Annotated in this window: 23 protein-coding genes; 8 read left to right on the forward strand and 15 right to left on the reverse strand. The window is 40.4% G+C overall.

Features of this window, described 5'->3' with window-relative positions:
- Positions 1-2 precede the first annotated feature (2 nt).
- The 5 genes from QUE03_RS00290 to ubiE form a co-directional block, all read right to left on the reverse strand.
- Entirely contained in the window at positions 3-809 is an 807-nt protein-coding gene (locus tag QUE03_RS00290) for a DUF1538 domain-containing protein (protein WP_286263962.1), read from the reverse strand.
- Positions 806-1,510, reverse strand: a complete 705-nt coding sequence (locus QUE03_RS00295) for a DUF1538 domain-containing protein (RefSeq protein WP_286263965.1) — start codon at positions 1,508-1,510, stop codon at positions 806-808. The genes QUE03_RS00290 and QUE03_RS00295 overlap by 4 nt, the downstream gene beginning before the upstream one ends.
- A 180-nt stretch (positions 1,511-1,690) precedes the next feature.
- Positions 1,691-3,325, reverse strand: a complete 1,635-nt coding sequence (gene ubiB / locus QUE03_RS00300; protein ID WP_286263967.1) for a ubiquinone biosynthesis regulatory protein kinase UbiB — start codon at positions 3,323-3,325, stop codon at positions 1,691-1,693.
- 5 nt (positions 3,326-3,330) lie between these two features.
- Entirely contained in the window at positions 3,331-3,975 is a 645-nt protein-coding gene (locus tag QUE03_RS00305) for a ubiquinone biosynthesis accessory factor UbiJ (protein WP_286263969.1), read from the reverse strand.
- A gap of 21 nt (positions 3,976-3,996) precedes the next feature.
- The gene (gene ubiE, locus QUE03_RS00310) at positions 3,997-4,773 is read right to left on the reverse strand and encodes a bifunctional demethylmenaquinone methyltransferase/2-methoxy-6-polyprenyl-1,4-benzoquinol methylase UbiE (RefSeq protein ID WP_286263971.1); all 777 of its coding nucleotides are present in this window, start codon (positions 4,771-4,773) and stop codon (positions 3,997-3,999) included.
- Between the two features lie 184 nt (positions 4,774-4,957).
- Between ubiE and QUE03_RS00315 the strand changes: the two genes are divergently transcribed.
- From QUE03_RS00315 to QUE03_RS00325, 3 genes are all read left to right on the forward strand, one after another.
- Entirely contained in the window at positions 4,958-5,359 is a 402-nt protein-coding gene (locus QUE03_RS00315; RefSeq protein ID WP_286263972.1) for an acyl-CoA thioesterase, read from the forward strand.
- A gap of 17 nt (positions 5,360-5,376) precedes the next feature.
- Positions 5,377-6,126 carry a substrate-binding periplasmic protein gene (locus QUE03_RS00320; protein WP_286263974.1) on the forward strand — a complete coding sequence of 250 codons (750 nt, stop codon included), beginning with the start codon at positions 5,377-5,379 and terminating at the stop codon, positions 6,124-6,126.
- Between the two features lie 96 nt (positions 6,127-6,222).
- On the forward strand, positions 6,223-6,972 hold the full coding sequence (locus QUE03_RS00325; RefSeq protein WP_286263976.1) for a substrate-binding periplasmic protein: 750 nt from the start codon (positions 6,223-6,225) through the stop codon (positions 6,970-6,972).
- 10 nt (positions 6,973-6,982) lie between these two features.
- On the opposite strand, the gene QUE03_RS00330 is transcribed toward QUE03_RS00325, so the two are convergent.
- Complete coding sequence (locus QUE03_RS00330; RefSeq protein ID WP_286263978.1) at positions 6,983-9,166, reverse strand: putative bifunctional diguanylate cyclase/phosphodiesterase; 2,184 nt, start codon at positions 9,164-9,166, stop codon at positions 6,983-6,985.
- Between the two features lie 248 nt (positions 9,167-9,414).
- Positions 9,415-9,837, reverse strand: a complete 423-nt coding sequence (locus QUE03_RS00335) for a GFA family protein (RefSeq protein WP_434019798.1) — start codon at positions 9,835-9,837, stop codon at positions 9,415-9,417.
- Between the two features lie 213 nt (positions 9,838-10,050).
- Between QUE03_RS00335 and QUE03_RS00340 the strand changes: the two genes are divergently transcribed.
- Complete coding sequence (locus tag QUE03_RS00340) at positions 10,051-10,797, forward strand: hypothetical protein (protein WP_286263981.1); 747 nt, start codon at positions 10,051-10,053, stop codon at positions 10,795-10,797.
- Positions 10,798-10,804: 7 nt separating this feature from the next.
- Here the strand turns inward: QUE03_RS00340 and QUE03_RS00345 are convergent, their stop codons facing one another.
- The 4 genes from QUE03_RS00345 to QUE03_RS00360 all read right to left on the reverse strand — a co-directional run bounded on the left by QUE03_RS00345 (position 10,805) and on the right by QUE03_RS00360 (position 13,877).
- Entirely contained in the window at positions 10,805-11,710 is a 906-nt protein-coding gene (locus tag QUE03_RS00345) for an FAD:protein FMN transferase (protein WP_286263983.1), read from the reverse strand.
- Between the two features lie 18 nt (positions 11,711-11,728).
- Positions 11,729-13,033 (reverse strand): DUF3570 domain-containing protein, encoded by a 1,305-nt coding sequence (locus tag QUE03_RS00350; RefSeq protein WP_286263985.1) that lies wholly within the window; start codon positions 13,031-13,033, stop codon positions 11,729-11,731.
- Positions 13,024-13,266, reverse strand: a complete 243-nt coding sequence (locus tag QUE03_RS00355) for a DUF4266 domain-containing protein (protein ID WP_286263987.1) — start codon at positions 13,264-13,266, stop codon at positions 13,024-13,026. Before QUE03_RS00355 ends, QUE03_RS00350 begins: the two co-directional genes overlap by 10 nt.
- 71 nt (positions 13,267-13,337) lie before the next feature.
- Positions 13,338-13,877 carry a cytochrome b gene (locus tag QUE03_RS00360; RefSeq protein ID WP_286263989.1) on the reverse strand — a complete coding sequence of 180 codons (540 nt, stop codon included), beginning with the start codon at positions 13,875-13,877 and terminating at the stop codon, positions 13,338-13,340.
- Between the two features lie 138 nt (positions 13,878-14,015).
- Between QUE03_RS00360 and QUE03_RS00365 the strand changes: the two genes are divergently transcribed.
- From QUE03_RS00365 to QUE03_RS00375, 3 genes are all read left to right on the forward strand, one after another.
- Positions 14,016-14,510, forward strand: a complete 495-nt coding sequence (locus QUE03_RS00365) for a helix-turn-helix transcriptional regulator (RefSeq protein WP_286263991.1) — start codon at positions 14,016-14,018, stop codon at positions 14,508-14,510.
- A gap of 405 nt (positions 14,511-14,915) precedes the next feature.
- Entirely contained in the window at positions 14,916-16,382 is a 1,467-nt protein-coding gene (locus QUE03_RS00370; RefSeq protein ID WP_286263993.1) for an ATP-binding protein, read from the forward strand.
- A gap of 13 nt (positions 16,383-16,395) precedes the next feature.
- Entirely contained in the window at positions 16,396-17,064 is a 669-nt protein-coding gene (locus QUE03_RS00375; RefSeq protein ID WP_286263994.1) for a response regulator, read from the forward strand.
- A 421-nt stretch (positions 17,065-17,485) separates the two neighbouring features.
- Here QUE03_RS00375 and QUE03_RS00380 read toward each other — a convergent pair whose 3' ends face one another.
- The 3 genes from QUE03_RS00380 to QUE03_RS00390 form a co-directional block, all read right to left on the reverse strand.
- Positions 17,486-19,558 carry an amidohydrolase family protein gene (locus QUE03_RS00380; protein ID WP_286263996.1) on the reverse strand — a complete coding sequence of 691 codons (2,073 nt, stop codon included), beginning with the start codon at positions 19,556-19,558 and terminating at the stop codon, positions 17,486-17,488.
- 91 nt (positions 19,559-19,649) lie between these two features.
- Positions 19,650-20,675, reverse strand: coding sequence for a TolB family protein (locus QUE03_RS00385; protein ID WP_286263998.1), 1,026 nt, complete (start codon positions 20,673-20,675; stop codon positions 19,650-19,652).
- A gap of 63 nt (positions 20,676-20,738) precedes the next feature.
- Positions 20,739-21,401 carry a hypothetical protein gene (locus tag QUE03_RS00390; RefSeq protein ID WP_286264000.1) on the reverse strand — a complete coding sequence of 221 codons (663 nt, stop codon included), beginning with the start codon at positions 21,399-21,401 and terminating at the stop codon, positions 20,739-20,741.
- Between the two features lie 251 nt (positions 21,402-21,652).
- On the opposite strand from QUE03_RS00390, the gene QUE03_RS00395 reads away from it, so the two are divergent.
- Positions 21,653-23,719: a TonB-dependent receptor plug domain-containing protein gene (locus tag QUE03_RS00395; protein ID WP_286264002.1), complete on the forward strand. Its 2,067-nt coding sequence runs from the start codon at positions 21,653-21,655 to the stop codon at positions 23,717-23,719.
- Between the two features lie 206 nt (positions 23,720-23,925).
- Here the strand turns inward: QUE03_RS00395 and QUE03_RS00400 are convergent, their stop codons facing one another.
- Positions 23,926-24,639, reverse strand: a complete 714-nt coding sequence (locus QUE03_RS00400) for a PEP-CTERM sorting domain-containing protein (RefSeq protein WP_286264004.1) — start codon at positions 24,637-24,639, stop codon at positions 23,926-23,928.
- Between the last annotated feature and the right edge of the window lie 65 nt (positions 24,640-24,704).

Consider the following 24,704-nt stretch of genomic DNA (forward strand, 5'->3'; position numbering starts at 1 on the left):
ATTCATGTTGAATGTTTTTTACTTCTGTTTGTTCGCCACTCTGACAGTTGAGCATACGCCATAACTGACATAATAGGGAATAGGCTGGCAAACGCGATGAGTCCAAATCCATCAATCAGTGGACTTCTCCCTGGTACGGTCTCCGCTAGACCTAAGCCTAATGCGGCGACAAGCGGGACAGTAACCGTTGACGTTGTAACGCCGCCCGAATCATAAGCGAGAGGTATGATCAATTTAGGGGCAAACATGGTTTGAATGACTACTACCACATAACCCACCATAATATACCAATGAATAGGATCGCCAACTACAATACGGTAACAACCTAAGGAAATACCTACAGCAACCCCAAGAGCGACAGAAATTCGTAATCCCCATATGCCAATAGAACCACCTGATACTTCATTGGCCTTAATAGCAACAGCAATTAAAGAAGGCTCAGCGATGGTGGTACTAAGGCCAATCAAAAACGCAAATAAGTATACCCAGCTATAATCTTGCCAATGTAAATCTGCGGCGGCTTCTGCGGCACTTACCGCTTCTGAAGCGCCACTGATAAATACCGGATCAGTTAGTTGCTGCGCCATCAATTTACCTAGGGGAAATAGTGCCCACTCTAGGCCGATCAAGAAAAAAGATAGCCCGACTAGTACCCAAATAAACCCAGCAACGACTTTGGCAAAGTTAGGTAGTGGTTTGCGAATGACGGCAAATTGAAAGCCAAATAATATCGCGGCTATGGGAAGTACGTCAGTAACAGTAGCGACCATTGTCGACCAAATTTGAGTAATCATATCTAGCATTGTCATAGCATCACCATGCCGTAAGCCATGACAAATATCATCGGTGTGAGGGAGGCCAGGGCTATCAAGCCAAAACCATCAATCATCGGATTTCGGCCACTTATTGAAGAGGCTAATCCAACTCCTAAGGCCGTGACTAGCGGGACCGTGATGGTCGAGGTGGTTACACCGCCAGAGTCATAGGCGATGCCAATGATTTCAACGGGAGCAAATATAGTCATGATGACCACGAGTACGTACCCGCCAATAATCAGCCATTGGATTGGCCAACCTTTTAAAATTCTAAATACGCCTAAAACAATAGCAAAACCAACAGAGAAAGCGACGGTCAAACGTAATCCTGATGCGTAACTGGCCATGGCTTGATCACTTGATGCAATCATATTGCCATTGGCAGCCACTTTCGCCGCTTCTGCAGCTACCGCGATCAAGGCTGGTTCAGCAACGGTGGTGCCAAAGCCTAAGGCAAAAGCAAATAGTAACAGCCAAGCAACACTGCCTTTTTGAGCAAATGCGTGGGCCATGGATTCGCCAATGGGAAACAAACCTTGCTCCAATCCATGAATAAAAAAGGTGAGGCCAAGTAAAACAAAGAAGACACCAATGACTAATTGGTCTAGATTAGGTAAAGGTTGTTGGATAATGACTAGCTGAAAAAAGAGTATAACCAGCACAATCGGAGCTAAATCTCTTATGCTATCGATCATAAACTTAGCTAACTTTTTAAGCGTTTCAAACAATGTTAGTTCCGTTAATGTGATTGTTGTTTAAGTATATGAACTACAAATTATATTACATTGATTTAAAACAAATTTAACCGTTCATTATTAACGTGTTTTAGACAAGATATTGTGGCCAAATCTCTACAATTTGGCGCGTCGGTTTAGCTATTTTATTGCTTTAAAAAGACAAAACAAGGCGGAAAGTGCTCCTGCAGCCATTAGTGTGTGATGAGACGAATCAATCAACAAAGCAAAGGTGATGACAAAGCCAGCGGCCAGTACACCATAAACAAGCTTCTTGTTTTGGGCACTTTGCTCTTGGTGTATTTTTTTGAGTAATTGCGCTTGCTGAAATTGCGCTTCTTTGCCGGCACTTAGATAGTCATAGACTAGATCTGGGATTTCAGGCAACTTCTCATTCCAAAACGGCACATTCTCTTTAACTTTATTAAGAATCGCCTTAACGCCCATTTGCTCTTTGACCCATTCTTCTAAGAAAGGTTTGGCGGTTTGCCATAAGTCCAGTTGAGGATAAAGCTGACGCCCAAGCCCTTCAATATACAACAAGGTTTTTTGCAGTAACACTAGCTGGGGCTGTACTTGCATATCAAAGCGTCTGGCTGTATTAAACAAATTGATCAATACTTGCCCAAAAGATATTTCCGACAGTGGTTTATTAAAAATGGGCTCACAAACGGTACGAATAGCAAATTCAAACTCATCGACATTTGTACCACGTGGTACCCACTCAGAGTCGACATGTAGCTGCGCGACCTTGCGGTAATCACGGTTGAAAAACGCAACAAAATTTTCCGCTAAATAGCGTTTATCTTCTTTGTTTAACGTGCCTACAATACCGCAATCAATGGCAATCCATGTTGGATCTGCTGGATTGGTTGCATCAACAAAGACATTACCTGGATGCATGTCTGCGTGAAAGAAACTGTCGCGAAAGACTTGCGTGAAGAATACTTCGACACCGCGCTCGGCAAGTAATTTCATGTTGACACCCAGTGAGTTTAAGGTGTCAATTTCACCAACGCCAATGCCATAAATACGTTCCATGACCAGTACGTTTTTAAAGGAGTATTGGCTATGAATTTCGGGTACATATAAGGCATGATCTTTCTCACTACCCTGTGAAAAGTTACGCTTTAGTTGGATAGCATTGGCTGCTTCACGGTTCAAGTCAAGCTCGTCTAAAATGGTTTTCCGATATTCTTTGACAACTTCAATAGGGCGAAGACGTTTACCTTCTTTTAGCCATCTCGCCACAATAGCTGCAAACATTTGCATGACATCAAGATCAGCATGGATGATTTTTTCGATCCCTGGCCTTAATACCTTAATAACGACATTTTGCTGCTGTTCTTCGGTTAACAGTGTTGCAGTATGTACTTGTGCGATAGACGCTGATGCCAAGGGGACGGTGTCAAAGTCAGTAAAGTGATGTTCAAAAGCGTCATTGCCCATTGCTTGACGAATTTGTTGCTCGGCGACATTGCCAGCAAAAGGCGTGACTTTATCTTGTAAAATCGCTAATTCTTCAGCGTATTCATCAGGCAATAAATCTCGGCGTGTTGACAGCATTTGGCCAAATTTTATGAACACTGGACCGAGGGATTCGATGGCTAGCTTAAGTCGTTTAGCTTTGGACTTATCTTTATGTTGGTTACGTAACCAAAACAAACTGTAGCGAGCCAATTTTGCATACCACGGTAAAGCTTTTTTAGGGATTAACTCATCTAAGCCGAACTGCAAAAAGGTTTTGACTATTTTATATAAACGTCTGATACGCACAGTGATTAACCTTCTTTGAATATACGTTGATGAATGTGTTCGAGCTTGTCAGAAAAAGCCGAAAAATGTTGCTCTATATCTTGGTATTTGTGATTGATCGCTTTGACATCTTTAGCAAAATTATCAATTTCTAACCTTGTGACAAGCCATTTTTTTTCATAAACAAGATATTCGCTGGCGTCACTACTGATTTGGCTTTGGGCAAATTTCACTTTTTTATCAACGCTTTTGAATAGTGTTAACAGCTTGTGGGTAGCGATATCACCAATGTGTTTTTCCAACTCACTAGGCCAATCAATGTTAAGAGTCTCAAAAATGCTGGCGAACTGTTGTGCAACCTTAATATCGCCCGTGATATCTAACTGATTATCTTTGATTAACTGGGTAAGCTGTTGTTCTGTTTTTAGTTGCACCAGTGTTTTTACGCTGGTGGTAATTTTACAATCATAACCATCGTCATCAAGTGTTGGACTCGAGACCACAAGCTGCTGTTCGTGAACCGTCAAACAAAGTACCGCGTTTAATTCACTCAATTCAATCGCCAGTGACTTGTTGGTCAAAGGGGTTAGTGCCGACGCTGACTGATTGCTGAGCTTTAACGCTTGATTCAATATCAGCTCGATGGTCGAGCTCAGCAGTTGAATGTGCATAAATTGTCGTAGCATAGCTTGTTAAAACTTATAGCCTTTATGCAAGGCAACCACACCACCGGTTAAATTGTGATAGGTAGTTTGTTCAAAACCCACCGCTTCCATCATTGACTTCAAAGTTTCTTGGTCTGGATGCATGCGGATAGACTCAGCCAGATACTGATAACTGTCGCCATCTTTCGCGATAACTTCACCCATTTTCGGTAAAATATTAAACGAATAAAAATCGTAGGCTTTGTTCAATAACTCGTGCTCAGGCTTGGAAAACTCTAACACCAACAATCGACCACCAGGCTTTAACACTCGAAAAATTGAAGCTAATGCTTTGTCTTTGTCAGTAACATTTCTTAAGCCAAAGGCGATGGTAACAATATCAAAAGTATTATCATCAAATGGTAAGTATTCAGCGTTGGCTTGCACGTATTCGATGTTTTGTACTAAGCCTTTGTTGCGCAGTTTTTCTCGACCTACGTTAAGCATAGAACTGTTAATGTCGGCCAAGATTACCTTACCTTCACGGCCTACTAGCTGTGAAAAACGAGCGGTTAAGTCACCGGTTCCGCCGGCCAAGTCGAGTATTTTATTGCCCGGACGAACGCCGCTGGCATCTATGGTAAAACGCTTCCATAAACGATGAATACCAAAAGACATAAGATCGTTCATGATGTCATATTGTTGGGCTACAGAGTGAAATACGCCTGCAACCATTGACGCTTTGTCTTTAGACTCTACGGTTTTAAAGCCAAAATGGGTGGTGTTCTCTTGATCTTGTTGCGTGTTTTGTTCTGAATCTGACATTAGACATTCACTTATCTTCAATAATGCTCGCTAGTTTACTGTAACTGCCTATTAAAATCAGCACCATAATTTAAGTAAAATCGATATAACCGCGCTATATCAAATAAATAGTTTGAATGTATTTCTGAGGGATAGATAAGTTGTTGCTACACTTAACTTATATTGTTGTATTTGGGAGACGTAAGTGAGCAGTAATAATCAGCCTTGGACGTTTTATGGACGTCGCTTAGTGCAAACCGGTAATTTAAACCATAACGACACATTGTTTGGTGGCACGATGATGTCGTGGATTGATGAAGAGATTTATATTTATGCCAAATGCCAACTTGGCAACCAAGATGACATGACCATGGTTACTGCACGTTTTGGTGAAATCAATTTCAGATCGCCCGCCCATAAAGGAAATATTATTGAATTTGGCATGAAAACCACAATGTTAGGGAGAACTTCTATCACGGTTGATGTCTTAGTAAGGAACAAGTCTACACACAGCATTATTTGTGAAGTGAATGATGTTACTTTTGTTTGTGTTGATCCTGAAACAATGGCACCTAAACCTCACGGAATAAAAGAATGCAAGCAGTAATGAGTGGTAAATAAAGAATGATAAGAAGCGTCTGGGTTTTATGGTTTTGTTTTATCGGCTCGGTAATGGCCGAACCGGTGGACGTCATTACACCGACATTATTTAATTATTACACCGAAAACTATGCCCCGTTAAATTTCATTGAAAATGGCGAGGTAACCGGAGCTTCCGTAGAAGTATTAAAACTCATGTGGCAAGACATGGGAGTACCTGATCAGAAGATTCGTGTGATGCCATGGGCAAGGAGCTATAAAACAACCCTGATTAAACCACTGTCTATGCTGTTTTCCATGGTCAAAACGCCAGAGCGTGAAAAGCATTTCAAATGGGTTGGGCCTATTTTTACTGATACTCATGTACTAATTTCTCGATCTGATTTTACGGGCGAAATTAACTCGGTTGAAGATACGTTTAAGCACACAGTTGTCATTGTCAGGGACGACTTTTCTGAATTGGCGTTGATGAAGACGGCTTTTCCAGCCATCAACATGATCAAAGTGACGGACATGAGTCAGGCACTTAAGATGCTCGACTCCAAGCGCTCTGATTTGATGTTTGTAACTCATGAAGCGCTAGAGCGGTTGGTAATTAAAAATGGCATGAAACTAAGCAACTTTAAGCGGGTGTGGACAATAAGCGCCGATGAAAATTATTATGCATTTCATCATGGTACGCCAGATCGGCTGATCAAACAGTTTCAACAATCCTTTGATAATGTTACAGCGCAGCGTCTAGAAATTCTTAAAAAGTATGGACTCAGCCCTTAAAATAGCTATGATGTAACACCTTGTTTACATGAGGCTAACACCTTGTGTAGTGTTTTCCAGTTTTATTGATACAGTAAATTTTCAGGTGTTTTTCTAATGTGGAAAAAAGTCGCTTTTTGTTGGTGTTTTGTTTTTGGCTACGCATGTGCTGAGCCAATAGATACCATCACACCGACATTATTTACTTACTATACTGAAAGTTACGCTCCAGCAAATTACGTTGAAAATGATGTATTAACAGGGGCTTCAGTTGATACATTAAAGCTTATTTGGCGAGACATGGGGGTCGCTGAGCAAAGCATTAAAATGGTACCGTGGGCGAGAGGCTACCGTAATACTCTTAAGCAACCTTTGACTGTACTGTTCTCAATGATCAGAACGCCAGAGCGTGAAAATTTGTTTAAATGGGTGGGGCCAATTTTTACTAATAGCCTCGCATTTATTTCATCCAGTGATTTTAATCATGATATCAATGATGTCAAAGATACCTTTGAATATACGGTAGTGACTGTCCGTGATGACGTCTCGGAATTTGAGTTGATTAAAACAGGGTTTCCAAAGCTCAAGATGTTCAGTGTGACTAAGTTAGATCAAGCCCTAAAAATGATAAAATCTAAACGTGCGGATTTGATGTTACTGACCTATGAATCGTTACCCGCATTGGTGGTACAAAACGACATGAGTGAGTCTGAATTTAAGCGGGTGTGGACGTTAAGTGTTAACGGTAATTATTATGCTTTTAATCGTTCAACGCCGGATCGATTGATTAATCAATTTCAACAGGCCCTAGATAATGTCAGAGAACAGCACATTAGCGTCTTAGAGCAACATGGACTATCTCTATAGGTTGGCTGCTTTAAACTAACCACGGCTCTGGTTTATGACAGTAAAACCCCTGCGCCATGTTGATGCCTAATTCCGCTAAAAGCTGTGACGTTTGTTCGTTTTCAACAAATTCTGCAATCGTCTTTTTACCCATTTCTGTTACTACTTTATGCATTGATTCAACAAACACCTGATTTAATCGATTGCTGCATATATCGTGGACGAAGGAGCCATCAATTTTCACATAATGCACAGGAAGTTTTTGCAAATAACTAAATGAAGACAGGCCACTGCCAAAATCATCAAGTGAGAATTCACAACCTAAATCTGTCATTCGGGTAATGAAATCTAGTGCGGAGGTTAAGTGAGTAATGGCATAGGTTTCAGTTATTTCAAACCCTATTCGACTAGGGTCAATATTGTATTGGCTGAGTAACTCACTGACATAGTCAAAGATGTCATTGTCAGCTAAAGTAATCCCTGAAAGGTTGATGCTGTACTTAGTATCAAGCGTTCCTTCGTTTGTAGAAATTTCTTTAAAAGTAGCGTTAATAACCCAGCGATCGACTTGTTTAATCAAGCCGTACTTTTCAGAGGCAGGGATGAATGTGCTAGGCGGAATAAGGACGCCTTCTTTATCCCTCAAGCGGATCAATACCTCATACTTATTGATATTCTTACCATGCAGATCAACTATCTTTTGTCGGTAAAGCACAAAGTGATCATCGGCGAGTGCATGACGAACATCTTTGATCACTGCCATTTCTTGGGCGTGCTGTTTAAGCTCATCGTCATTGCTTTGATACAATTGAATCCTATTCCTACCTTTCTGCTTAGCTAGCTTAACGGCTTGGCTTAAAGAATTTAATACCGCACCAACGTCCTGTTGCGCATCATCGAAATTGAAAACACCAATACTGGCAGATACACTCAATTGCTCTGCTAGATGTTTGAATTTGAGCGATAAGATGTCTTCTCTGATGGTATTGGCGTACTCTTCGGCCTTATCATGAGGCATGTTGGGTAGTAATACCGCAAACTCATCATTACCTAGGCGACTGACTGTTGCTTGGGTGGGTAAGAAGCTGATTAACCAACGTGATAACAAATTCAAACAGTTATCACCTTCGCTATAGCCATATGTGTTGTTAATTAGTTGAAAGTTATCAATATCAATCAGGTAGATCGTACCTAATTTTTCACCTGTCCTCTGCGAGCGTTGATTTGCCGATATGGTATGTTCGAGTGATTTTTCAAATGTTGCTCGGTTTATAGTACGAGTAAGGGAATCATGTGAGCTTTCAAATTCAAGTTCTTTTTCCACGGCTTGCTGCTTTGTTATCCGCTGTCTTAATGCTTTGTAGAAAATAAAAATTAATCCACTAGCAAATAACCACAAAGCAAACGCCTTTATGGCGCCATCTCGGATCATTTTATTGGTGTACTGTGGTGATAGGCGGATCGCTAATTGCCAACGAGTACGTGGGATCTTTTTTAGAAAATTGAATCGCTGAATTTCATGCTCAGACATAAGCATGGTGTTATCAATTTCTTGATCATGGTTTATTTCAGTACTGAGTTCTATTTTTCCAATATTATCCTGTCGAAGAAGAAACATTTGCTGATGCGGCAACTGATATTTATTCAACAACTCTTTGAACACTTGTGTATCAAACGCGACAAAAAAGAACCATCTACCACTAGCGTGCGTGACTAGTGGTTCGAGTAAATCAAAATGTATACTAGTTTTGCTGCGATGAAGAAAAATGTGCTCTTGAGTGCCGCTGTCTATAGTACTTCGAATTTCTTCCTTGCAATCAGGCAAAAAATCTCCAGTGATGTGTTTTAAAACGCCTTGTCCATTGTTGTCGACAATGGAGAATAACTTTACATTAGGGATATCGTTTTTCAGCTGCGCTAATAGCGCCATATACTCTTCTTCTGATATAACAGGGCCAAGTTCAGCAAAGCGCTTAATTTGTTGAAAGTGTTGGTATTGGAATTGATCAATGGAAGCGCGAAGTTTGGTTAAATGTTCTTGGTAATCGGATAGGACACTGTTAGTTACGGAATCCATCAGGGCGTGTTGATATGACTGATGTAACTTAATTGCAGAATATTTATTCCAGAAAATGAGCCCGAGCAAAACTAGGCATGTGGCAACCACAATTTTTCGTGAACTGGATAAATCTATTCTTGCTTTGACTAAGGGCATACACTACACACTTAATGTCCAATCTCTTCACGTTACAAAATTAACGTGATATGAGCAACATCTTTTATCCTGATTAATGCAGGTGTATCCAAGATAAATTGCGCATTAAAGAGCTGAGCTGTTGATACATTATTTTTAATTATAATTGGACATCTTTAGTTCAGCCGGGGCGCTACACTTAACTTCCATTTGAGAATTCAACGCCAATGCTTCGACTACAAACCTACTTATAGTGAATTAAAACGAGGTTAGTTGGGCCCACAGTCAAACATTTTCATTGTTGGCATTTGTTTAAGCCATGCTTGTGCTGAACGACACCATATGTGAACCTTAGGTGTCAGCTGGTTTTTTTCTTTTATCGTCCCCACACGAAGACCATACACTTTGGTTGTATTGATAGATGGATGGTCAACGGAAGTTGCGTAAAGTGCGGAGCCACAATCACCACAAAAACCTTGAGCTCGTCGATTACCGCTTTCAGCGATTTTTATATATTCTTTAGGTGTGCCTTGAATAAACGTCACCTCTTTTGACATGACAACAGTTCTAAAGGCGCTGCCTGAGAGTTGTTGGCAATCTTCGCAATGACAAATTATCACTTGCTCCGGATTCACCGCTGCTTGATATTTAATGGAACCGCAATGACACGCTCCTGAAATAAACATTTCCATATTCACTTTTCCTCGCCTTACTGTTAAGTGCTGGTAATAGCTCCTTTGCAACGCTCAGCTAAAGATCCTAAGTATGCATAAAGATTACACTCGAACGCCAATAAACTACATTTTGCGGTTGTCGAGTTACAGTCACGATCTTAATATCAGGTTAAAATAACAGCATTAATATTGTCACAGTGGCTAATTTATTGCCTATAGGTTGTATTTTCAATGCATAAAAGATTCTTTTTGCTGGTGTTTACATGTTCAATCTTTGCGACTCCCGTACTTGCGGATAAACAGAGTCAGGCAGACGTCAGCATAGGGGCAGCTGAGCGCCATCATGAAGACCCAACTAAGGTGATCACTAAATTGGCGCTAGGTTATAACGAAGACTTGACCCTTTCAGGGGCGATTAGTTTGGATGAAGTGAGAAAACTCAACGCAAATATTAATGAGGATGGTTCTAATTGGAAAGTTGGTGGCTCTTGGTTATTCAAACACGGCATTGTGAATTTTAATATTCGCCACAGTGAATTTGATCATGGCGCGAAAAAAGACGGTTACAGTATTGGCACTTTTATACCGCTAACCTCATTTGATGTGAAACCGTTTGATATTGAAATATTTCCGATGGCCGGGCTTTCAAAAAATGAAGGCGATATGGCAGTCAAAAACCAAGACACGCCGCTCGAACAAAGTTACGTTTTACTGCCTACCAGTAGCATAGGCGGGTACATAGGTTATTTTGCATTTAGACCAATGACTGAAAAATGGACAGCCTTGTCATTCGGTGGATTGTCAAAAGGCTCTGATGACTATAATGGCCATTGGTATGGCGTTGGCGCAAGTTACAAAATAGATGCGCACCAATCATTTAATACTTATATGTTTGCATCTGATGATGATTTTGGCTCAGATGAAAAAATAGGCTTTACCTACAGCTATGAATTTGATGGTTTTTCTTTAAACCTATGACTTACACCTATTTGATGATCCAGTGCTGAATGTCGGCCATAGCTAAATAGCTTTCGGCATTTTCGCCTTGGAGCAAAGCAAGGGTTGCTAGAATACCAGCTTGGACACATTTGGGGGCTGCGATGGTGATGGAACTAGGCGGATTTTCAACGGGCCAGCCAGTCTTAACGTTAAGTACATGGCCATAGCGTTTGTTACCTACTTGTAAAAAGCGCTTGGCGTCGCCGCTGGTTGCAATGGCGCCGTGGGTAATTTTAACGTAAACGACATGAGCTTCATCAAAACTGGGATGCTCTATGCCAATAATCCAAGGGGTGTTTTCTGCTCTGGGGCCACTGACGGCTATGTCACCCCCAAAATTAATGAGCATCGGGGCATCGGTAAGTTCGCGCGCAAGCATTAAAGCTTTATCTACGGCATATTCTTTACCTATCCCGCCAAAGTCAATCTCCATGCCCGCTAGCATTTTATACTGCTCGGAATTGAATGTTACTCGCTGCCAGCCTATTAGCGGCATGAGGGAATCGATTGAAGTTTGGGTAGGGATGTTTTCAGAGCCATCAAAATGCCATGCTTTGCGTAAAATGCCCGAGGTAATATCAAATAGGCCCTCACTGATGTCATAACATTGCTGTGCAAACTGCAGTAATTGAAACGTTTCTTGATCAATGGCGCACTGTTGACCTGCATTTGCATTTAACTGCCCACAAACACTGTCGCTTTTATAACGTGAATACTTGTCTTCAATACGCCACGCCTCTGTTGCTACGGCATCACCAATAGCAATGGCACGCTCTTTATCCGTGTGATCAAGTAATACCTCGCATGGGCTGGCCATTGCTTCAAAAGTGAGGCTATAACCACCGTCTCGTGTCGTGCAAATTACCGTTCTTTGTGATGTGTTTTGATTCAAAACTAGCCTGATATGTGGTTAAAAAGAGTAGGTGATTTGCGCAATGACTGCGTTAATCTCTTCATAAAGCTCAACGTCATTAAGTACACCAATGGCATTCGTTCCATTACTTTTGGGCGACTGTTTATAATATTCAACGCGAAATGCTAAACGGTCACCGCTGTTCAAAGGCATACCGTATTTAATGCCTAACGTATAAGCATTCATGTCGCCAATACGGTAGTCGGCGCTGACATAGGTTGGTGTGACTTGCCCTTGAATTAAGAAAGGCTGATAGAATTCTGCTGCCGATTGTGTGTAGTAGCGCACGTGCGGCTCAATGTAGTGACCACGACTAAGCGGAATGTAATAGCGAAGATCTATTGTATGAGAATCAATTTCCCAATCGTCGGTCATGAATCGATAAGACGCATCTAAGATTGTACTTTCAAAATGATACTTAGCTTGGCCGAAAAATGCGTGCTTTACCCGTTCGTTAGGCCTATTTTCATAAAGATATCTTTGTGTATAACCTTCGCTGTCTACAACACTGATTACTTTGAATGGATCTGTGGTGTAGCCGTCAACACTTGAGTAGCTATAGTTCAGTTGCACGATCATTCTACGATTGATCACTTGGGTTAAGCCGAGTAACAAGTCCAGCGTCTTTTTATCGTCATCTGCGCGAATACGGGTTTGCTCAAATGCCTGTTCAAAAGTTTCGCTATCATTATCGCCAATAACCATTGTTGCAAGGGGTTTAGGGATGCCACCTTCAGGCTCTATCTTGTCAAATGAATAGGCGAGGCCTGCTGAAAGTGTAGTGTTTTTATTATTAAGATCCCTAGCTAAATTGCCATTAATAGATACAGACAAATAGTCATATTCTTTTGACACATTGCCGCCGATACTCAGCGTATAGTCTTCAAATTCAGCATAGGTAAGCGGTTGTGTCCACTGTCCTGTCAGCTGAAGACGGGTATCCTTAAAGGTATCATCTAGCGGTGTTTTTCCTGCATTTTCTGTGTATGAGCCATTGCCTGAAGGGCGAGTAAAAGTTTGCGCTTGTGGCTGTGCTACCGCGCCGTTGGCTGAAGCACCGGTCAATGAGTCTAGGGTCAGTTTAAGGCTTAAAACTTCGTCATTATCATATGTCTTTTGACCAGCAATGATGGCTTCGATGGCCGTTACACGATCGCTTTCACCGTAGTACATCAATGCCGTATCTAGCTCCCAATTATCTTGTGCTGACGCTGAGTTAGTCGCCGAGCCCAATAAAGCACAAGTTGCAGTTGTGAGTAGGGCTTTTAAGTTTGGTGTTTTGTTATGTTTTTCTAGTTGCACCCACAACCTCCACCGCCAAAGCTACGGCCACCACTGGAAGCTTCTTTACTGAAATAAATATGGTCATCCAAAGCGGTATCAATGGGGGATGATGTTAATGCCATTTCCTTTTTAGCCAGTAAGTCACGCTCCCATGGTTCGACGCCCATAGAGGCACACCCAGTCAAAGTTGAAAGGCTAGTTATGCTTGCGAGCACAAATATTAAGTTATGCGGCTTGATCTGGTGACTCATTACTATTCCACTTTATCTGATTTTAACTGTTATATTAGTGCTTAATTTTACACAAAATTCTATTGAGTTGATTAGGGTATCATACGCCTAAATGTTGGGTCGTTTTTAAAATAATGATGATACAAAGCCATTAAAGCATGACCCCCTATTAGCCAGTACCCTAATTCGCCAAGTATTTCGTGCCACTCTTCAATGTCGTGTGCCAAATCTGCATTCTCCGCAATAAGTGGAGGTAGAGTGAAGAAATAAAAGGTCACTTCTTTTCCCTCCGCGCTGACCACTAACCAGCCTAAAATAGGCATGATCATGAGGTAAAAATAAAGTCCAACATGCCCCAGCCTTGCTGCAAATGATAGGTGACTATTTGGTTGCTGTGCGGAGAGTTTTAGATAGACTCTGATAGAAACACATAAAAGCACAGTTAATCCCAAACTAAAGTGAGCGACTTTCATCAACGTTCTTGCATCTGTACCCTTAGGAAAAATAACACGAAATTCAATGAATAGATAAGTGCCAACTATAAGGAATAACATAAACCAGTGCATATAAATGATGGCGCGACTGTATTTAGAAAATGAAGACAAGCTCATGATTACCTCGATATACTGCATTAAGTCATCTAAAGCATATAGTAAGTATTAGATTCACACATCGTACAGATGTACCATGGCATTAAACCTTTTGAGTTTTAACATTTTTACTATTCTACTTGGCTTGTGTGTTTTCGTTTTTAAAAGGCTAGAGTACAAATGAAAGATAAAATAATTGCGGTGATGTTAAGTATTATCATGACATTAAATTTTTTCGACGTCATTGCTGATATTTCTTTGGGCGTGCCGTTTTGGCATATTGTCGAGGAAAGTATCATTGTATTAGTATCTGCATTGGGTGCGCTTTATTTGATTGCAGATATACGCGCACGTACTAGGCATATGGCGACACTAAAAGAAAAGCTTACGATATCAGATAATCAATTAAAGAATATTTCACAAGAAATGAAAGATGAACGACTTCATTACAGTGAAGTTATTGCTAAACAGTTCAGTCAATGGCAACTCAGCGAAAGTGAAAAACAAGTCGCTATGTTGTTGTTAAAAGGTCTGAGCTTTAAGGAAATCAGTGGCGTTAGGGAGACAAAAGAAAAAACAGTTCGCCAGCAGGCTTCTAGTCTTTATGCAAAGGCTGATGTAGAGGGGCGTCATGAATTTTCCGCATGGTTTTTAGAAGACTTTATGGCTGATTAAACCATTGAGAGCGCAGGCTATGAACGCGCGTATAGATCCTAGCAATGTGCGTATCCCCGACATAGATTTTAGACTCGCGATGAGTAAAACCCCGATTTTAAAAGCAAAATGTATAACGCTTTGACGAGAAAACTTATTTTCTTGAACTGAATACACACATAATATCATTTCAAATATGGCTAAATTCGCTGCATGACTTTGGTCTTATCATTCACAATATTTGCACAATTCCTTGTTATACTGCTGGTAAAATAGAGTCGTCCAATGACTATTGATACGCTTAAGCAATATATCTTAAAGGATGAAACACAAATAAAGGCGCACCACATAGTAAGTTGTCTTGTTTTAAACTGTATGTATAAGTTCGTTTATGGTGCAGCACCAGGGAGTGCCTAAGCATTTGATATGAAAATCCAGAAAAAACTCTTCTTCATGCTTTTTTGTTTTAGCGCTTTGCTGGTTGTTAGCCTTGTTTTGCTGATGCAATGGAGTATCGGCAAAGGAATGGTGGAGTATGTTAATGCTAAAGAAGAGGATGCGCTGGAGCCATTTACCAAAGAGTTGGGGCAGCTATATCAACGAGAGGACAGTTGGCAACCACTAAAAAATCAGCACCGCAAATTTCATCGAATGTTGAATGCTTACCTAAGAAATAGCGAGTTTTCATGGCCACTGCTGCCGAAAAGGCATGGGGGCGTTAAGCCCTTACCTGTAAATGACAAATTGCAAAACAGACCACCGCCGCACGAGCGCAGAGGAAGGCCATACCTACCGCCAAAAATGGAAGAACAATATGCTGTATTAGATCATCAACGACAGAAGATTGTCGGTCGATATAATCAGGATTTGGAGTACAGTTATACTGATATAAAAGTCGAACAAATAACGGTTGGTTATCTTGCCATACTTAAACGGCATCGATTAACACAAGGCTACGAACTGGACTTTCTACAACAGCAACAACATTATTTCTTGTTGATCGCCTTAGGAGTTATGCTGGCCGTTGTTCTAGTCACCATCCCCATAGCTAGTCATATTGTTCGTCCTATCAACAGAATTGCCGGCGGCATGGCAAAATTAACACAGGGGGACTATCGACAAGCTCTGACTGTTGATCGGCAAGATGAGCTAGGCGCTCTGAGTAAAGACTTTAATCAGTTATCGATAACCTTGTTAGAAAACGAGCAAGCGCGAAAAAGATGGCTGGCCAATACTTCACATGAACTTAGAACGCCATTGTCAATTTTACGGGGGGAGCTTGAAGCCATACTTGATGGTATACGGCCGATGAATAAGCCTAGTATTATCTCTTTATCTGATGAAGTCGCTCATTTAGAGCATTTGATTAATGATTTACAGCAGCTAACGAGTGCAGACATTGGTGGCTTAAGTTATACGATGAAGCCGATCAATTTAAACCGTTGGTTAGTGAATGAGTTGGTCAAATATAAAGATTATCTCAGCGACGCCAATATTGCTTTTGAGCTCAACGCGTTTGATGACAACATCGACATCATCGCGGATAAAGATCGTTTGAGCCAATTATTGAATAATATATTTGCCAACGCGATTAAATATGCTCAAGCATCAAGGGTAACACTGTCGTTAAGCAAGGAGAATAAGCAACCAGGGTGGATCAGGGTTACCATCGCAGACGATGGTCTTGGCGTGGATGAAAAACATTTATCGCACTTGTTTGAGTATTTATATCGCGTTGATGATTCTCGTAATCGCAGTACAGGTGGTTCAGGCTTAGGGTTATCGATTTGTGCCCATATTGTTAACGCACATCACGGGAATATATATGCAGAAACATCAGAATTAGGTGGCTTAGCTATTGTCATAGAATTGCCAGTTCAATCCGTAAAATAGAGAAAACATGCTTATGAACAGCTCGATATTAATCGTTGAAGATGAACTAAAAATAGCAGAGCTGTTGGCTGACTATTTTCGCGTAACGGGGTACTCACCGCATATTATTCAAGACGGTAATACGGTGATCGATTGGGTTAAAGACAATCAACCAGAAGCTATTTTGCTTGATATTATGTTGCCTCACAAAAGTGGCGTAGAAATTTGCAAAGAAATCAGACAGTTCTCGCAAGTACCAATTTTGATGGTGACGGCTAAAGTTGAAGAAATTGATCGATTACTTGGTTTAGAGCTTGGCGCTGATGATTATATTTGCAAACCTTTTAGTCCGCGTGAAGTGGTGGCTAGGGTCAAGGCAGTATTGAGACGAACAGATAAAACTGTAACCCGTGATACTGAACTCACCTTAGATGAACAGCAATTAGTCGTTAGCTATAAAGGGCAAAAAGTTATGTTAACAGCCGTTGAGTTTAAGTTGTTCAAGCAATTAGCGGCTTATCCAAGTCGTATCTTTAGTCGAGAGCAGATCATGGAAGTGATGTATTCGGATTATCGCATTGTCAACAATAGAACCGTAGACAGTCATGTGAAGAAACTCCGTAAAAAGCTAGATAAAATCAGCCAAGGAAAGGAGCTTATACAGTCGGTGTATGGTGCTGGTTATCGATTGGTTATTGCATGACAACTTCCTTTCTTCTTACACAATATTTGCAAATTCTCCAGTTAGTATTTGAGACTCACATCAACTAACAGGAAACTTCTATGTATAGGTACAGATTATGTTTGGTCTCATTTTTATCGCTATTCGGTGTGTCCAGCGCTTTATAGAGTGAGGCATACGGGCGTCCTGATTTTGAAGCTTTAGACGTAAATGCCGATGGTCAATTTCACTAAATGAACTCTCGGAATAAAAACTACCACGTGATGATCATCAAGCCGAAAGAAGAGACTTGTCTCAAGCGGGTATACAACCAAGTATTCTAGCAGTTTGGACTGGATCAAGGTGATTCAATTATTGACACCCGTGCCTGAATAGTTACAAAAGCTACATGGCAACAGTCCCAATGCAATATTAGACTAAAGCCATGCTGCTTATTCCTACGTTAATGTATCCCAGCAACTGTAATTTTAGGCATAGCAGTAAATGGTTTGATGCCAAACTTAGGATATATTTCGCTGGGGTAATAAAACACACCACCTTTAGACACCATGGAAATTGCCTTAATGGCTTTGAAGTCTTGGGTGGGGTCGCCGGGTACTAGAAAGAAATCCGCCAATTTATTTTTTTCGATACTGCCTAAATTGTCGTGACCTAAATAACGCGCCATATCAGTACTGCCAAGCTTGATAACTTCAGCCGAGCTCATGCCTAATTCTTGATAAAGCTCTAATTCTCGATGTAATTCAAAGCCGCCACCTAGATCTGTGCCTGGGAGCAGTTGAATTCCACGATCTTTCATCATTTTTACCGTTTCCAGAATCTTCTGATACGCGAGTTGATAATCTTTATCTTCCTTGGACGATGACACTTTCATCCAAGCTACCTTTGCATTTCGTTGAACCGCGGCGGGCATATGCGCTATGTAGTCAGTAACGCCTAAGGCTGTTGTACCATTGCGCGTTGTCATGCCACGCTCATGAATAGCAAGGGTTGGATCAATGGCAACACCATGTTCCACCATTTGGCTGATGGTGAATTGCACTTGCTCACCGTGTAAATTCAAATCTGGGAAGCGCTTCATTGCGGTGAAACGTAATAAGGTTCTAGTGTCTTCGTCGGGCTTTAATACCCAACCAAGCATTACTTGATTGATATGAGTTAACTCGTCATAGCCAGCGGCTATCATGCTATTCGCATTAGAAAACGCGGGTACGTGACCTGTAACTTTCATATTTAGTCGATGCGCTTCTTTTGCTATGGCTGGCGCCCAATCGCCATTCATGCTGTTGTAGAGCTTGATTGCCGGAAAACCTAAGTTTGAATAACGTTGAACGGCAGCAATAGCTTCTGTTTCTGACTCTACCATGGTACCGCTGTTGCTGCTGAATTTACTTTTACCTTCGATAAAACCGTAGCGCGTTATTCTGGGGCCCGCCAATATTCCACTTTCAATTTTTCCTATCAGCTCACCTAATACTTCAAGGTAATTCCCCATATCACGTACCGATGTTACACCAGCCGCTATATTGAGTAATGCATCTTCGGCGCCCATATGTCCGTGCATATCGTAAAGCCCCGCAACTAAGGTGCCTCCAGCACCATCAATCTCAGTTTCTGACGGAAGAGTAGCAACCTTGAGTGATTCAATGGCGCTGATTTTATCGCCGTTTACTACTACAGAAACAGCTTCTGTTAAACTCAACGTTACAGGGTCAAAAATTCGAACATTTCGAATTCTAACCGGACCATTGTATTGGTGAGCAACTTCCGATTGAATTTTTTCATAGCGCTCGGCAGAATATTTTGCAGCCATTGCTCTTAGTTTTTCATCGTGAGCTTCGTAACCATCTCTAACAACAGCAAAACTCGGATGGATATACGCAAATAGGTGATGATTTTCATCCAAGATAAAGTACGATGGATTCAAGTCTGCACCACTAATGGCGTAACTGGTCAGAGGGAGTATTTCATTTGCATTGTCAAATTTGGTAATAGAGATGTGTTCCATCACCTTTATTGACAATTCTCCAGCGGGTAAAACGCGTCGTCGATGCTCTTCAGCTTTCAGTAATACATTGGCAAAAATAAACAAAGAATATGGACTGCCATATTGATTAATATAGAGCTTTGGCTTCGCCAAATTAGCCTGATCAGATCCCGTCGCATCGGTCCATGTTGCGATATCATTGCTAAACTCAAATGACTCGTCTATTGCATTACCAAAGGTTGAATTGCCTTTAATTTTCCAATTCACTGGGAAACCATTCGAATCAAGTAATATTTGCTCTGTAAGCGTGGGACCTCTGCCATTGTCTTTATAATCAAAATCAATACTAATGTTTGATTGATTGGTTGCTACTTTCATGTGTCCAATCAAGGTACCGTTGGTCAGTACATCAAAAGATTGCGTCGCAGGTACTGCGACTATGGCCATTGTTACATTTTTAGGCGTCACCTGACTGCAGGAGCTGAGCAAGCAACAACTCAGTAGTATGGTAACCAGTAATTTATTCATTTTATTAGTGTTCTTATTGTTAGTGTGCGTTGAATAATAGTAGATATTTCCGAGTTAAAATATCCTGTAAAAAGATTCGATATTAGTATTGTTAACTTGTAGGTCGAAATTTAGGTTGATATTGATATCCCTTATCTTGTGGGTTGAGCACTTTATGTTTTCCTGTTTTTAGATCGGTGATCATGACAACAAAGCGTTTCTTGCTATAAAGTGAAAAGGTTACTTGATCACCAGAGTTTGACCAGCTAGGGTCAAGAACTTCCGTATTTTTTGGCGTGATCGCATCAATTTTTTCTAACGATTTATTTCCAACGAATAACTGTCTTCTAACTTTGTCATTTCGAGCACTGAGAAATAATAATTGACTGCCGTCCGGTGAAAACGCGGGTTCTGTATCAAGCGTGAACAGGTCAGTTAATTGCTTTTCCTTATTGGTTGTAATATTTATGCTAAACAGGTCAATAACTTTATCTCTTCTTGCACAAAACACTATTTCTTCTGAGTTTGGTGACCAACTGTGGCTGAGTTGTTGCTCTTTTTGGTAGCTCGTTAATGCGATTTGTTTCTTTGTAACGACATTAGCCAGTTGTAAGTGAGATACTTTACCTTTTACTAAAACGTAGGAGATCAACTCGTCATTAGGTGACCACTTTGGCGACATTAATTCAAACTCACTTTCAACAAGAACCGAATGCTGATTTTTTTTGATATTAAACACTTTAAGCGCATGCTTGTTGTTAGCTTGAGAGATGTAAACGACTTTATCGCCATTTGATGACCATTGCGGTGAGTAATCAATACCTGCTTCATTGTGGGTTAATTTCTGTGTTTTTTTACCGTCAGATGAGATAAGGAAAATCTCTAAATCACCGCCGACTCTTCCTGTGTAAACTATCCATTGACCGTCAGGTGACCAAGATGCTTGGTTATCATCAAGCTCGTTATGCGTCAGTTGTCGTGTTTTTCCCGTGGTTAAATCACTGACATACAACTCTAAATCGCCATCAGCATTGGATAAGTAAAGCACTTCCTCGCCTAACACTGAAAAGACACTGAAGTAGCATAGAAAAAGCACCATCAATTTTCTACTTAATGAATCAAATATTGATGTTATCATTTAAAATCCCTCTTATTAGCTTTGCTGCTTAAAGCAGTATTTTCATGAGTAATCGAATGTTATCTATCGTTGAATAATCGTTAGAAAAATTAATTCGCCATTGGTGCTGACACCGTTTCGTGTGGTTTCTTTCTTAAAAGTCCACCAAGTCTGGTGCTGTCCAGACTCAATAATAAAATTCCACGTATTTGAGCCAGTTTCACTGCCAAAAATCTCACAATTTGTTTGTGAACAGTTCAACCTTTCAATTTGTATATTTGAGCTTAATTCATGCTGATAAATATACGCTGACAATCTTGCTTCTAGCTCTGTGTCTATCTGCGCGTTTTCTGGTGATTCATTCAGCACCATATAGTCATTGATTAGCTCGCTGTCTTCACCGCCAACCCATTTGAACAAGGGATGATAACTTATTGGCATGTGAGCCAAAGCAAAACTAATTTTTTCTTGTTCATTGTAATTGTTTTGTTTTTGAGTGGATGATTGTCTTTGAGCCAAGGAGTTAGCTGAAGCTTCATCATGTGATATTACTTTGCTAGTGTTTTTATCTGTAGATTTTAATGCACTGGTTGACACTTCAACCTTTTCATTAGCCAGCTCTTTAGGAGGTGTAGTTTTTAAATATTCATTTGTCTGAATTATTTGCTCTGGGCCGCCAAAATACAGAGATATCAATATGACACAGGCACTTAAAATTAGTGCCTTCTTGATTACTGTTAATTCCATTACCCATCTCTTAAATTACTCTCTTTACTAAAGATAGTATAAATACAAAAAATCGATCAATTTTGCGCGAATTTTATCGTAGAAACAGGGTTTGAACGGCATATAATTCTAAAAAGTATAAAACAGTAGTTTATTGTAAAAAAGCGAAGCATCTCATTTGCATATATGCGGTCAAGATCTAAAATTAAGTAGGGACTTTATTAATAAAAACAAATAGAAACCTTATTATCAAACTAGGTAAGGATACACCATTGAAACATGTAAGTTATGCATTCATTTTCCTTTCGTTTTCACACCTACCTTTTCATGTTAGTGCCGTTGATGAAGTTATTGTGATCACGGCTGATAGACTTGCTCTAAATGAACTCAATAGCGCCTATAATACGGAAGTCATTTACGAGGACCAACTCATAAAGCAAGGTTACCGTTCAACCGTAGATGCCATCGGCAGCGTATCCGGTGTTTTATTGCAAAAAACGGCGCATGGCCAAGGCTCACCTTATATTCGGGGATTTACCGGTTTTCGCAATTTATTCCTAGTTGATGGTATCAAACTCAATAACTCGATATTTAGGGATGGCCCCAATCAATATTGGAATACGGTTGATCCATTTTCAATTGGTAAGTTTGAAGTGGTTAAAGGGCCAACTTCTGTCGTTTATGGCTCAGACGCCATTGGCGGAACAATAAATGCAATTACTCGAAATCAGTCTATTGAGGAGGTTAATATAGAAAACCCGATAACTGTTTTTTATCGAGGTTCAACAGCAGAAAAATCACATCAAATTAGAACGACTTATGAAACTAAACTTTCAAAACAGTCCGCGTTGTCGCTCGGCTTTTCTAATAAAGATTTCGGTGATTTAATTGCTGGTGGTGATACCAATGAGCTCGCTGAAACAGGTTACGACGAATTCAATCTGGATTTGAAATGGCTATACGACTTGTCGAATGACTGGAAGTTCATCAGTGCCTATTTTAAAACACGTCAAAATGATGTACCAAGAACCCACAAAACCATATATGGAAAGAGCTATGCAGGTACGAGCGTTGGTAGTGAGTTACAACGAAATTTAGACCAAAACAGGGAGCTTGCTTATATCAAGCTATCAGCCGCTAAGTTAGGTTATTTTGCTGATCAAGCGGAGTTCACCCTTTCTTATCAAAATCAAAGTGAAAGCCGAAGGCGATTAAGAACAAGAGACAGGCGTGACTTTCAAAGTATTGATGTCAACACATTGGGCTTGAATGCACATTTTTATAAACAGTTCACTGATAGTGACTTTATTTATGGTGTTGAATTTTATAAAGATGATGTTGATAGCTATTCGAGCAAAAATACGGTGCAAGGTCCAGTTGCTGACGAGGCTGATTATCAATGGCTAGGGCTGTATGGCCAAAATAAGTATGCATTAAACAAGCAGGTCTATATTGATGTCGGCCTTAGATGGAATTATATGAAAGCCACCGCGGATAAAGTGAGTGATCCTATCAGTGGCAATGTTATTCAGTTGGACGAAAACTGGAACGCCTTGGTTGGCAATATACGCATGAACTTTCAACCCATTTTGGGGCAGCAAAGTATTTATTTTGGCGTATCACAAGGCTTTAGAGCCCCTAACTTATCGGATTTAACACGATTTGACAGTGCGCGAACCAATGAATTTGAAACCCCCGCGCTTGATTTAGACTCAGAACATTTTATTACCATAGATACGGGCATTAAATATCGTTCAACTACCTTTGATTACGATTTGTCTGTTTATTACACCGATATTGATGATCAAATCCAACGCGTGCCAACCGGTTATCAAAACTCGGATGGAGAATTTGAAATTACCAAAAAGAACATTGGTGATGGCTATGCGTATGGTGGTGAGTTTGATCTTAAATACTACTTGAACGAACAACTTACTCTGTCCGCCAATTTTGCTTACATAGAAGGGAAAGTGGATACTTTTCCAACCTCTGAAGCCGTTATCGAACGAGAATATTTAGATCGATTAATGCCGGTTAATGGCCGAGTAGGTATGACTTATGCACCAGTTAATTCTAGCTGGTGGCTCAACACGGAAATAATTGCTTTTGCTACGGCTGATAAACTCTCTACGCGTGATAGTAAAGATGCCCAACGTATTCCACCCAACGGTACGCCGGGTTATGCGGTATGGAATATCAACACCAGCTACACGTTTTCAAATACTATGTTGTTTACCCTCAATGTCCACAACCTTCTCGATAAAGACTATCGCGTCCACGGCTCTGGACAAAATGAAGCGGGGATAAATGTCATCGGTAGCATCAGTTATCAGTTTTAATACGGAGTACGGTTTACCGATACGGCGATAGATAGTGTTGTCATATAAAACTATTGCGTTAGCAGAGTATTTTAACTTAACAGCATTCAAATCACTGATAAGTGAGCGGCCAAAAAAAAACGAACCCTTAGGTTCGTTTTCAATTCAATGCTAGTATTTTTGTTTGTTAGGTAAAAGCACTCTCGCGTTTTTTCAGTTTATTAACGTTAGCTACGTTTTCTTTTCACGGCGATACCAAATAATCCTAAGGCTAGCAGTAAAAACATACTTGGCTCCGGTATAGTGGTTTGTGAAAAGCGTTGTTCAAAACTATTCAATGTCGCAAAATCGCCAAATTCTGTCGCCGACACTAAAATGTTTTTTCTGACCCAAATTTCATTGGTAGGAGTAAAATCTGCTGCATCAGAGAGTTTAGTATCTTCACCAAATCCTTCATCATATGCATAAACATCTTTATGACCTATTTGATTAAGACGAGTGGCGTCTGAATGGATCCATTCTTCAATAAAGACACCGGCTTGCAAGCCCAAAGGATCCAAACTCAATCCATAATCTGTTAAATACAATGAATTATCTTTTATTAGAAAATCATCATCAAGCACTGAAACCCTAAAACCAAAGTGAAAGTCTAAGTAGGAAAAAAACAACCCGTCTCCTAAAATACTTAGGGCGTCGTTCGCTACCTCAAAGTGTAAGCCAGGACCAGGATCTAAGCCGCCATCCGGTAAGCCGGTAACGTCAATATCATCAGTGTTTACGCCATTGAAAGAAAAATCACTGGAGTCTTCAAATATTACTTCCCATTGATCAAATAACTTATCGCCGACAGTAATTGAGCCGCCATTTAATAATTCGGTCAACAGTACCGCGTTGGCATTCATTGAGAACAGTAAACTGGCTATTAGTATAAATTTTCTCATATATATGTTCCTTATTATTAATCTAATTTTCGTTAAATCAGTTTTGTAATAAATTCTGGGTAAAA

Source organism: Thalassotalea atypica, from assembly GCF_030295975.1.
GTDB classification, from domain to species: Bacteria; Pseudomonadota; Gammaproteobacteria; order Enterobacterales; family Alteromonadaceae; genus Thalassotalea_F; species Thalassotalea_F atypica.